The sequence below is a fragment of the Bacillus sp. 165 genome, assembly GCF_017742235.1.
In the GTDB taxonomy this organism is placed as follows: domain Bacteria; phylum Bacillota; class Bacilli; order Bacillales; family Bacillaceae_G; genus JAGHKQ01.
The window spans coordinates 61860-72872 of sequence record NZ_JAGHKQ010000011.1; the positions used below are offsets into that span (position 1 = coordinate 61860).

An 11013-nucleotide genomic window follows, 5' to 3' on the forward strand; every position below is an offset into this window, starting at 1 on the left:
AATATTTACTTGCACTAATTCGAAAATGAACAACAAAAAATCTATACATTTCTATTAATATTCGAAATAAACCTGAGTGAAATATGCATTGTTGCCAATAATGTGTATATACTTGAAGAACAGACAAGAAAACCAAGGAGGCACTGTTCATGAACCAATTCGTCATTTGCAAAGAAGAAAATAATAAAAAGTATATAGCTGCCTATGGGGAGACAATGGAAGACGCGAATCACAAAGCAGCGATGCTGGGGTTAAAAACAGGAGAACACTACATTATTCTTCCAATTGAAGAAGCAAAAGGGTTAACTTACGAATAACACAGAAAACTCCTGAGGTGTCTCAGGAGTTTTTTTATCGTACTACTTCAGCACGATTGATCTTCCAAATATCATTTGCATATTGCATAATCGTACGATCACTTGTAAAATAACCGGACTGAGCTACATTAGAAATACTCATTTCCAGCCAATGTTTTCGATTTTGATATGCTTTCCCGATCGATTCTTGTATATCAACATACGGGGCAAAATCACGAAGTACGAAGTATTCATCATTTTGAATAGTAAGCGAATCATAAATCGCTTCAAATTCATCGCCTGCCTCCTGGAAAAATCCGTTCACAAGCTGATCCACCGCTTTTTTTATGCGAAGGTCATGATGATAATAATCACTGGAACGGTACCCTCCATTTTGATAATAGTTCAGAACCTCTTCTGATGTTAAGCCGAAAATAAATATATTATTCTGTCCGACTTCCTCTTTAATTTCAATATTGGCTCCATCGAGTGTTCCTACTGTAACAGCGCCATTCATCATAAACTTCATATTCCCTGTTCCAGATGCTTCCTTGCTAGCAGTAGAAATTTGCTCACTTACATCGGCAGCGGGAAAAATATCCTCAGCAAGAGACACACGATAATTTTCTAGGAAAATTACTTTTAAACTATCACGAGTTTGCACATCATTGTTGACCTTCTCCGCTAAATCATTGATCAACTTGATAATTTTTTTAGCATAATAATAACCTGGAGAAGCCTTTGCACCGAAAATAAAGGTGCGCGGCTGCATTTTAAAGCCCGAATCTTCTTTTAAACGATTATACAAATATAGGATGTGCATTACGTTCAATAGCTGGCGCTTATAAGCATGCAGGCGTTTGACTTGTACGTCAAAAATCGAATGTGTATCGACACGAATGCCGTTTTGTTCAAAAATTCGCTTTGCTAAAATTTCTTTACGCTGCTGCTTTACCTGATAGAAGGATTCTTGAAAAACAGGATCGTGTTTAAAATGCAAGAGAGATTGTAAATGCGCCGGATTTTCAATCCAAGCAGTTCCAATTGTATTATTGATTAAATCTGATAACTGGGGGTTTGCTTTCAACAACCATCTTCTATGGGTAATTCCATTTGTTTTATTATTAAATTTCTTTGGATAAAATTCATGGAACAGTTTCATTTCACGCTGCTTTAAAATGTCTGTATGGATTTTTGCTACACCATTCACGCTATGACTCCCCACGATAGCTAAATGAGCCATTTTCACAAGACCGTGAGCAATAATTGCCATATCCTCAATGCGTTTCCAATCATTTGTGTATCGCTGCCATAGTTCATGACAAAAACGTTCGTTGATTTCATCCACAATCATAAAGATGCGTGGCAATAATGGTTGGAATATATGAATTGGCCATTTTTCTAATGCTTCTGATAAAGTAGTATGGTTTGTATACGAAATGGTGTTCACTGTGACATTCCATGCCTCATCCCAGCTCATCTTTTCTTCGTCAAGCAAAATGCGCATCAATTCTGGAATCGCCAATACCGGGTGTGTATCATTAATGTGGATGGAAACCTTCTCATGAAAGTTATGCAACCCTCCGTTGCGCTCGCGATATCCTTTCACGATACTCTGAAGACTTGCCGATACAAGAAAATACTGTTGCTTTAAGCGTAAAATTTTCCCTTCATCATGGGTGTCATCTGGATACAAAAACTCAGACACAGCCTCTGTTTCTCTTTTGTATAAAAGGACATTTTTATCGTTAGGCGGGAATGGTGAAGGCTCCGCGTTCCATAAGCGCAATGTATTGACTGTACTGGTGTTATAGCCAATGACAGGAATATCATATGGTACTGCCGTGATCGTTTCTGCGTCCGTATGCCGAAACTCTAAGCGCTCATTGTTAATGGAAGATTCTATCTTCCCCCAAAAACTCACTTCTACCGCCTGATCATGGCGGCGAACCTCCCACACATTGCCGTGGCGAAGCCATTGTTCGGGAAGCTCTACCTGATAGCCGTCCACAATTTTTTGGTCGAATAATCCATGTTTATAACGGATACCACAACCATGGCCTGGTAAATCTAAAGATGCCAGTGAATCTAAGAAACAGGCGGCCAATCGTCCTAAGCCGCCATTCCCAATACCAGCATCAGATTCGCTTTCCTCCAGCTCATCCAATTTGATGCCGAGCTCTGCCAATCCCTCTTCACATACTTCTCGTATTCCTAAATTCAGCAAATTGCTGCCAAGCAAACGTCCCAATAAAAACTCAATAGATAAATAATAGACTTGTTTATTATTTTCCGTTCGATTCTTTTCGTTTGTCGCAATCCAACGCGAGCTTATGTATTCGCGGACCATATGACCAAGCGTATGGTACTGGTCTCTTAGAGTAGATTCTTTAAAACTTTTACCATACATCGTTTCTAACTTTTCAAGAAAAGAAGATTTAAAGCTTTCTTTATTAGAGAACATTCTTCTCCCTCCCTTAGATGAGCTAGATTACAATTGCTCATACAACTCCTTATATTGTTTTGCCGACTTCAGCCAACTGTAATCTTGACTCATGGCTCTTTTTACTAAAGCATTCCAAATATCCGGCTGATGATAGAAATGAATAGCTCTCCGTACCGTATTTACCATGTCATGGGCGTTAAAATCGGAAAAGCTGAATCCGTTTCCTTCCCCTGTTGCTTCATTATAAGATTGAACGGTATCATTCAATCCACCTGTTTCCCTTACAATAGGCAATGCACCGTATTGAAGTGCAATCAACTGCCCTAATCCGCACGGCTCAAATTGTGAAGGCATTAAAAACAAATCAGCTCCTGCATATATTTGATGAGCTAAAGCTTCATTGAATCCGATATACACCTTCATTTTTTCAGGATAGTGATGAGCCATTTCCAAAAAGAAATCCTCGTATTGCTTATCACCGGAACCAAGAACAATCAATTGAACATCGTCCTGCATTATTTCATGAAACACATGACGTACCAAATCCAGTCCTTTTTGCTTTGTGAGACGAGTTACCATCGCAATAAGCGGACTATCTGTCTTTTCTGGCAAGCCAAAATAACGCTGCAACGCCGTTTTATTTTCTTTCTTTAATTCAAGCTCCGTCTCTCCATAGCATACGGCAATTTCCTTATCTGTTCGCGGGTTATAAAAAACATCATCAATACCATTTACAATACCATGCAGCTTGTAATTATATTTTCTTAGAAGCCCATCTAAATTTTCTCCAAAATACGGGTACTGAATTTCATCCTTATATGTAGGGCTGACTGCTGTAATTAAATCAGAAGCAATAATACCACCCTTCATAAAATTGATGTTCCCATAAAACTCAAGCTGATCAGGAGTAATATATTCCTCACCAAGGCCCAAAAAATCATAAATTACTTCTCTAGCAAACACACCTTGAAATTGAAGATTATGAATTGTAAATGCCGTTTTAATCTTTTCATACATTGGTTTATGGCGATAGTGCGCATCTAATAGAAAGTTCACCATAGCCGTATGCCAATCGTGACAATGAATAATATCTGGTACAAAATCCAAATGGGGAATACATTCCAGCACTGCTTTGGAGAAAAAGGAAAAACGCTCTCCATCATCATAATGTCCGTATAACGAATCTCGTTTAAAATAATATTCGTTATCCAGAAAATAATAAGTAATACCCTCATGCTCCATTTTGAGAATACCGCAATATTGATGACGCCAGCCTAGTGAAACATGTATAATCTTTTGCAGCTCGCATTGACTGCGAAATTCTTCGGAAATCAAACTGTAGTATGGTAATATGACCCGTACTTCGACACCAAGCTTTTGTAGTTGTTTTGGAAGTGCGCCTCCCACATCAGCAAGACCTCCCGATTTTACAAACGGGACGCACTCCGACAATGCAAATAAAACTTTCACGAATTCATCAACGCTCCTTGTACTGTACCTTTTGGAATGACAAACGGAGACTGGCTGCTTCCAGTTAATGCAGTTCCATCCTCAATTTTAACATCCTTGTCGATAATTACTCCGTCTAGTATACAATTCTCTCCAATTTGACTCTTTTGCATAATGATACAGTTACGAACTATAGAGCCTTTTCCAATTTTCACAGAACGGAAGATAACGCTGTTGTCCATATCACCTTCAATAATACTTCCATTTGCAATCATAGCATTCGTTACCTTCGCAGTTTTTCCGTAACGTGTCGGTGGTTCGTCTTTTACCTTTGTATATATCGGTGCATCTTTCATAAACAGCTGCTTCCAAATATTCGGCTGTAAAATTTCCATGCTGTACTTATAATAGTTTTCAATCGAATCAATAACTGCTACGTACCCTGTATATTCATAAGGAAGAATACGTAAAGATCCTTCTCGTTTTTCTCTCACTAAATCGATTATGCTGTAATATCCTTGATCTTTGTATTGTTCAAATAAATTCAAAAGAAGCTCTTTCTCCAAAATATATGTGCATAGTGGTTTTCCTTCATGGCACACTTCTGTTATATCTGCAGCGGTCTCGATATGCCTTTTTAAAATCGGCTTAAAGTTCATTGTGCTTATGGTATAGCAGTTTGTAATGACCACATATTTTTGCTTGCTGCGCAAGAAATAATCTATATTTCGTGCAAAATGTGTAAAGGACCCAAACTCTTCCCCTTGACATTGACTATTAGGAGTAAAAACAAATAATCCGTCTCTTTTGCGGTCTAAATCCCATTGCTTTCCTGAACCGACATGATCCATCAACGAGCGGTTGCCGTGCCCTGTGAAAATTGCCACGCTTTGAATCCCGGAATTTACCATATTAGATAGTGGGAAGTCAATCAAGCGGTATCGTCCACCGAATGGTAAGGCTGCCAGCGAACGGTGCAGGGTAATTTCCTCTAACGATTCAAACTCTTTTGTTGCATTAATAATCCCTAATATAGATTGATTCATCACGTCTCATTCCTTTTCTATTCGTTTTTGTTCTATTTAATTTTCATCTGCCACTAGAATAACATCTTCCACGTTTTTTACAGGACAAATAATGGAATTATCTTCAATCACCATACCAGGGGCAATAATCGCTCGTTCAATTACTACGTTTCTTCCGATATGTGCATCGGGCATAATGACAGAATCAACAATTTTGCTTCCTTCTCCTATTGATACGCCTTGGAATAAAACGGAATGCGTCACATCCCCTTCTACAACACAGCCTTCGTTAATCAAGGATTCCTCAACCTTGGCATTTGGCGCAATATATTGCGGAGGTTGATTCGGGTTCACAGAATAAATGCGCCATTCCCGTTCATGCAAATTAAGTGATGAATCATCCTTCAGTAAATCCATATTCGCTTCCCATAAGCTTTTCACTGTACCCACGTCTTTCCAATAGCCCTTAAATGGATAAGCAACAAGCTTTTTATTTTCTTCAAGCAAAAGCGGAATAACATCCTTACCGAAGTCATTACTCGATTCCGGATTTCTTGCATCCATTTCTAAATACTCTTTTAATATAGACCATCTGAAAATGTAAATCCCCATAGAAGCCAGATTGCTTTTCGGAAACTGTGGCTTTTCTTCGAACTCTACAATCTCTAATTCTTCATTTGTATTCATGATACCAAAGCGGCTTGCCTCATCCCACGGTACTTCAATAACAGAAATAGATACATCCGCATCTTTTTCAATATGATAATCCAGCATTTCAGAGTAATCCATTTTATAGATATGGTCTCCGGATAAAATTAGTACATATTCCGGATCATATTGTTTAAGATAATTTAAATTTTGATAGATTGCGCTTGCTGTTCCCGTATACCATCTAACGCCTGAAGATTCTGAATAAGGAGGTAAAACTGTAACTCCTCCATTTTCTCTGTCCAAATCCCAAGCGCTGCCGATTCCAATATAAGAGTTTAAGACAAGCGGCTGATATTGAGTAAGAACACCTACAGTTTCAATACCAGAATTTGTACAGTTGCTTAATGGAAAATCAATAATACGGTATTTCCCCCCGAAAGCTACAGCTGGCTTCGCTAAATTTTTGGTAAGGGAGCTCAGACGGCTACCTTTTCCCCCTGCCAATAACATTGCTACGCACTTTTTTTTCTTGGTCATCTTTCTTGTTCCCCTTCCTTGTTTTCACTGGTCGTAAAATTGATACACCAAAAGGTGGTATCGTCATTTCTACATGACACGGTTGATTATGAAAAGACTTTAAAATAGTCTTTAATTTTTTCTTATTAACTTGACCAGAGCCCCCGTATTCGACTGCATCACTATTTAAAATCTCGTTGTAGTTTGCACACATTGGCACACCGACTTTATAGTCTGTATACACATGCTCTGTAAAATTACATACAACTACAAGCAATTCATCTTTCTGTACTCCTTTCCTGACGAAAGAAAAAATGCTTTGGTCTCTATTATCAGCATCAATCCATTGAAATCCTTCTTGAACATGATCGAGCTGCCACAACGGCTTTGATCGTTTATATATAGCGGCTAATTCTTTATAATAAGCTTGCATTAAACGATGCATCTCAAATCCCTGCAAATTCCAATCTAAATCTTCAAGGTCTTTCCACTCATCAAATTGTCCAAATTCTCCGCCCATGAACAGCAGCTTTTTCCCCGGATGAGTCATCAAATATCCGTACAATAAGCGAAGCTGAGCGAATTTACGCCAGTAATCCCCAGGCATTTTATTTAAAAGCGACTTCTTCCCATGTACAACTTCATCATGAGAAAGAGGCAAAATAAAATTCTCTGAATAAGCATAAAGGAGGGAAAATGTTACTTTGTCATGAATGAATTTTCGATTTTCCGGTTCACATTCCATATATGCTAGAATGTCATTCATCCATCCCATATTCCATTTATAATTAAAACCTAGTCCGCCTTCATAGACGGGTGCTGTTACAAGCGGCCAATCCGTCGAATCTTCTGCGATCATCAGCACATTCGGGTCCTCTGTAAATACAACCTCATTCAACTTCTGGAGAAAAGCTACAGCATATTCATTTTTTTGAAACACACCGCCTGCATCCCAATACAGCATATTAGCTACCGCATCGACACGAAATCCATCTATATGGTAATATTTCATCCAAAACAACGCATTAGAAATTAGAAAGCTGTGTACCTCAGGCTTTCCTAAATCAAAGTTTGCTGTACCCCATACAGAGTTTTCTTGTACAGGCATATCTTTGTATTCATAAACAGGTTGTCCATCGAACATATAAAGTCCATGGGCATCCTTACAATAATGCCCTGGAACCCAATCCAATAACACACCAATCCCGTTTTGATGACATTGATCAATAAAATACATCAACTCTTGTGGATTCCCATATCGGCTTGTCGGAGAATAGTATCCCGTTCCTTGATATCCCCATGAGCGATCATACGGATGCTCTATTAAAGGCATAATTTCAATGTGGGTAAAGTTATGCTCCAGCACATATGGAATTAACTTATCCGCTAATTGTCTGTAATTATAGAATGTTCCGTCTTTTTTCTTCAGCCAAGAGCCAAAATGAAGTTCATAAATAGAGAGTGGTTCTTCATACATACTCTTCTTTTTTTTGTTTTTTAGCCACTTTTGATCATTCCACTGATAGCCTTCTATATTATAGACAACCGAAGCCGTATTTGGTCGCACCTCGGAATAAAAAGCATATGGATCTGATTTCAGAAGGAGATTTCCATGTATTGTATGAATTTCATACTTATACAGTTCATTCTCTCCTATATGAGGAACAAACAAAGACCAAATTCCCTCTTCACTCACCTTTTCCATTCCGTGCTCTTTTCCATCCCAATTATTGAAATCTCCGACCACGCTTACTTGCAGCGCGTGAGGAGCCCAAACAGAAAAACGCGTACCCTGTACTCCTTCTATCTCTTGCAGATGGGCACCAAATATGTTATAGCCCTCGTACAAGCTACCTTCATGGAACAAGTGTACATCAAGTTCTGTTGGATGAATTACAATCATAGTCTTCACCTCGCTAGCACAAATGCTTTTTATGAATAATATAATAATACTCCAAAAAACTTAAAAATCCTTCTATACTTTTATAATAACATACGTTTCCCCATAGAAAAATCAGGATTTTAAGTGATTATTCGACTTGAAAAATCGGATTTTGACGAATAATACCTTGAAAGCGTTTGATTTTCTAGAATAATATCACGTAATTTGTAAAATTATCTGAATCAGTATGAATTATTGAAAATTAAGTATATTACTTTTAACAAAAAACTTTTCTAAGTCAATAGTAAACGAAAAATGTAAAGCTTACATAAGCAAGATGAAAATAATTTGTAAACAAGAAGAATGAGCACCATTCGTCTCATTTTCCATGCAAAGCAGTATTCTTAAAGTTTATACATTCTTATGTTTTAATAAAAACAATTTATTATAGCAAATTCTCACTGCAATCGTTTTGAGCGAAAAATAATATTCCACCCAAAAACGATCGCCCATGTGACAGAGGTTTCTTTCAGATTTGTGAAACACTGCATCCATTACTGCTAGTATTATTTTCTAAAACAACACTGCTACAATTTCTTAATGTTTATTAACGTATTGACGTATCAGTTTTTTCACTAAAGATAGAGGTTAATATAAAGAGTTAGCTTAACATAAACAAAAAAATACTCATCGAATTCGATGAGTATTTTTTCTTAATTGTATATTTAGTATGACCCGTACGGGATTCGAACCCGTGTTACCGCCGTGAAAGGGCGGTGTCTTAACCGCTTGACCAACGGGCCTAAAACAGAGAAGAAGGGATTCGAACCCTCGCACCGCTATCGCGATCTACTCCCTTAGCAGGGGAGCCCCTTGAGCCACTTGGGTACTTCTCTATATGGCTCCGCAGGTAGGACTCGAACCTACGACCGTTCGGTTAACAGCCGAATGCTCTACCACTGAGCTACTGCGGAATAACAATAAGTGTTATAGTGGTATAAATTATATGGTGGGCCTAAATGGACTCGAACCATCGACCTCACGCTTATCAGGCGTGCGCTCTAACCAGCTGAGCTATAGGCCCATTTGGAGCGGGTGATGAGAATCGAACTCACGACCAGAGCTTGGAAGGCTCTTGTTTTACCACTAAACTACACCCGCATATATGGGGCGATTGATGGGAATCGAACCCACGAATGTCGGAGCCACAATCCGATGCGTTAACCACTTCGCCACAACCGCCGTTATATTTTCAAATGGTGCCGACTAGAGGACTTGAACCCCCAACCTACTGATTACAAGTCAGTTGCTCTACCAATTGAGCTAAGTCGGCTTAATAATTGAAAAGCTTTTTAATTTTATAAATGGTGGCTCGGGACGGAATCGAACCGCCGACACGAGGATTTTCAGTCCTCTGCTCTACCGACTGAGCTACCGAGCCAAAAGCGGTCCCGACCGGGATCGAACCGGCGATCTCCTGCGTGACAGGCAGGCATGTTAACCGCTACACCACGGGACCATTGGTTGCGGGGACAGGATTTGAACCTGCGACCTTCGGGTTATGAGCCCGACGAGCTACCAGACTGCTCCACCCCGCGACGATAATAAAACGAAAATGTAATAACCTAATTGAATAATATGGCGGAGGAAGAGGGATTCGAACCCCCGCGCGGCTCACACCGCCTGTCGGTTTTCAAGACCGATCCCTTCAGCCGGACTTGGGTATTCCTCCGTATTTATAAATGGTGGACCTTGTAGGACTCGAACCTACGACCGGACGGTTATGAGCCGTCTGCTCTAACCAGCTGAGCTAAAGGTCCTATAAAATTAAGTAGCGGCGGAGGGGATCGAACCCCCGACCTCACGGGTATGAACCGTACGCTCTAGCCAGCTGAGCTACACCGCCACAATATAAATTTGGTGGAGCCTAGCGGGATCGAACCGCTGACCTCCTGCGTGCAAGGCAGGCGCTCTCCCAGCTGAGCTAAGGCCCCAAAATCGGGAAGACAGGATTTGAACCTGCGACCCCCTGGTCCCAAACCAGGTGCTCTACCAAGCTGAGCCACTTCCCGAAAACAACGCGCCCGAGAGGACTCGAACCCCTAACCTTTTGATCCGTAGTCAAACGCTCTATCCAATTGAGCTACGGGCGCAAATTCTATATATGGTGCCGAGGGCCGGGATCGAACCGGCACGGTAGTCACCTACCGCAGGATTTTAAGTCCTGTGCGTCTGCCAATTCCGCCACCCCGGCAGGACTTTTTAAAATATTGGAGCGGAAGACGGGATTCGAACCCGCGACCCCAACCTTGGCAAGGTTGTATTCTACCACTGAACTACTTCCGCATGAAAAGTGCGGGTGAAGGGACTCGAACCCCCACGCCAAAGGCGCCAGATCCTAAGTCTGGTGCGTCTGCCAATTCCGCCACACCCGCATATAAATGGTGAGCCATGAAGGACTCGAACCTTCGACCCTCTGATTAAAAGTCAGATGCTCTACCGACTGAGCTAATGGCTCACTACATGGTGCCGACTAGAGGACTTGAACCCCCAACCTACTGATTACAAGTCAGTTGCTCTACCAATTGAGCTAAGTCGGCATATGGTGGAGGATGACGGGCTCGAACCGCCGACCCCCTGCTTGTAAGGCAGGTGCTCTCCCAGCTGAGCTAATCCTCCATTGCCTAGCGACGTCCTACTCTCACAGGGACAAGGTCCCAACTACCATCGGCGCTGAAGAGCTTAACT

The 11013-nt window shown here is 40.5% G+C and carries 6 protein-coding genes and 22 tRNA genes; 1 reads left to right on the forward strand and 27 read right to left on the reverse strand.

The features are described 5' to 3' along the window. Positions 1 to 149 precede the first annotated feature (149 nt). Positions 150 to 317 carry a DUF3933 family protein gene (locus J7Q84_RS14705; RefSeq protein WP_209095400.1) on the forward strand — a complete coding sequence of 56 codons (168 nt, stop codon included), beginning with the start codon at positions 150 to 152 and terminating at the stop codon, positions 315 to 317. A 34-nt stretch (positions 318 to 351) separates the two neighbouring features. Here J7Q84_RS14705 and J7Q84_RS14710 read toward each other — a convergent pair whose 3' ends face one another. The 27 genes from J7Q84_RS14710 to J7Q84_RS14840 form a co-directional block, all read right to left on the reverse strand. Beyond that, positions 352 to 2760, reverse strand: coding sequence for a glycogen/starch/alpha-glucan phosphorylase (locus tag J7Q84_RS14710; protein WP_209095402.1), 2409 nt, complete (start codon positions 2758 to 2760; stop codon positions 352 to 354). A gap of 27 nt (positions 2761 to 2787) precedes the next feature. Further along, positions 2788 to 4212, reverse strand: a complete 1425-nt coding sequence (gene glgA, locus J7Q84_RS14715) for a glycogen synthase GlgA (protein ID WP_209095404.1) — start codon at positions 4210 to 4212, stop codon at positions 2788 to 2790. After that, the gene (locus J7Q84_RS14720; RefSeq protein ID WP_209095406.1) at positions 4209 to 5237 is read right to left on the reverse strand and encodes a GlgC family sugar phosphate nucleotidyltransferase; all 1029 of its coding nucleotides are present in this window, start codon (positions 5235 to 5237) and stop codon (positions 4209 to 4211) included. The genes glgA and J7Q84_RS14720 overlap by 4 nt, the downstream gene beginning before the upstream one ends. Before the next feature lie 36 nt (positions 5238 to 5273). Beyond that, positions 5274 to 6404 carry a glucose-1-phosphate adenylyltransferase gene (locus J7Q84_RS14725; protein WP_209095408.1) on the reverse strand — a complete coding sequence of 377 codons (1131 nt, stop codon included), beginning with the start codon at positions 6402 to 6404 and terminating at the stop codon, positions 5274 to 5276. Then, on the reverse strand, positions 6352 to 8286 hold the full coding sequence (gene glgB / locus J7Q84_RS14730; protein WP_209095410.1) for a 1,4-alpha-glucan branching enzyme: 1935 nt from the start codon (positions 8284 to 8286) through the stop codon (positions 6352 to 6354). Before glgB ends, J7Q84_RS14725 begins: the two co-directional genes overlap by 53 nt. 710 nt (positions 8287 to 8996) lie before the next feature. Beyond that, positions 8997 to 9068 (reverse strand) — tRNA-Glu (locus J7Q84_RS14735). A gap of 5 nt (positions 9069 to 9073) precedes the next feature. After that, positions 9074 to 9161, reverse strand: a tRNA-Ser gene (locus tag J7Q84_RS14740). Between the two features lie 3 nt (positions 9162 to 9164). Beyond that, positions 9165 to 9239: transfer RNA gene (locus J7Q84_RS14745), tRNA-Asn, on the reverse strand. Positions 9240 to 9272: 33 nt separating this feature from the next. After that, positions 9273 to 9349 (reverse strand) — tRNA-Ile (locus tag J7Q84_RS14750). A 3-nt stretch (positions 9350 to 9352) separates the two neighbouring features. Continuing rightward, positions 9353 to 9426: transfer RNA gene (locus J7Q84_RS14755), tRNA-Gly, on the reverse strand. Positions 9427 to 9431: 5 nt separating this feature from the next. Then, a tRNA-His gene (locus tag J7Q84_RS14760) sits at positions 9432 to 9507 on the reverse strand. 15 nt (positions 9508 to 9522) lie between these two features. Next, positions 9523 to 9598 (reverse strand) — tRNA-Thr (locus tag J7Q84_RS14765). Positions 9599 to 9630: 32 nt separating this feature from the next. Next, positions 9631 to 9706 (reverse strand) — tRNA-Phe (locus J7Q84_RS14770). 5 nt (positions 9707 to 9711) lie between these two features. Then, positions 9712 to 9784 (reverse strand) — tRNA-Asp (locus J7Q84_RS14775). A 2-nt stretch (positions 9785 to 9786) separates the two neighbouring features. After that, positions 9787 to 9863: transfer RNA gene (locus J7Q84_RS14780), tRNA-Met, on the reverse strand. 41 nt (positions 9864 to 9904) lie between these two features. After that, positions 9905 to 9997, reverse strand: a tRNA-Ser gene (locus tag J7Q84_RS14785). Between the two features lie 11 nt (positions 9998 to 10008). Then, positions 10009 to 10085, reverse strand: a tRNA-Ile gene (locus tag J7Q84_RS14790). Between the two features lie 12 nt (positions 10086 to 10097). Beyond that, positions 10098 to 10171: transfer RNA gene (locus tag J7Q84_RS14795), tRNA-Met, on the reverse strand. A gap of 12 nt (positions 10172 to 10183) precedes the next feature. Continuing rightward, positions 10184 to 10259: transfer RNA gene (locus tag J7Q84_RS14800), tRNA-Ala, on the reverse strand. Positions 10260 to 10263: 4 nt separating this feature from the next. Next, positions 10264 to 10337: transfer RNA gene (locus J7Q84_RS14805), tRNA-Pro, on the reverse strand. 7 nt (positions 10338 to 10344) lie between these two features. Continuing rightward, positions 10345 to 10418 (reverse strand) — tRNA-Arg (locus tag J7Q84_RS14810). 12 nt (positions 10419 to 10430) lie between these two features. Continuing rightward, positions 10431 to 10519: transfer RNA gene (locus tag J7Q84_RS14815), tRNA-Leu, on the reverse strand. A gap of 17 nt (positions 10520 to 10536) precedes the next feature. Further along, positions 10537 to 10611: transfer RNA gene (locus J7Q84_RS14820), tRNA-Gly, on the reverse strand. An 8-nt stretch (positions 10612 to 10619) separates the two neighbouring features. Then, positions 10620 to 10700, reverse strand: a tRNA-Leu gene (locus J7Q84_RS14825). Positions 10701 to 10707: 7 nt separating this feature from the next. Next, positions 10708 to 10783 (reverse strand) — tRNA-Lys (locus J7Q84_RS14830). 6 nt (positions 10784 to 10789) lie between these two features. Then, positions 10790 to 10865, reverse strand: a tRNA-Thr gene (locus J7Q84_RS14835). A gap of 3 nt (positions 10866 to 10868) precedes the next feature. Further along, a tRNA-Val gene (locus J7Q84_RS14840) sits at positions 10869 to 10944 on the reverse strand. Positions 10945 to 11013: the final 69 nt, after the last annotated feature.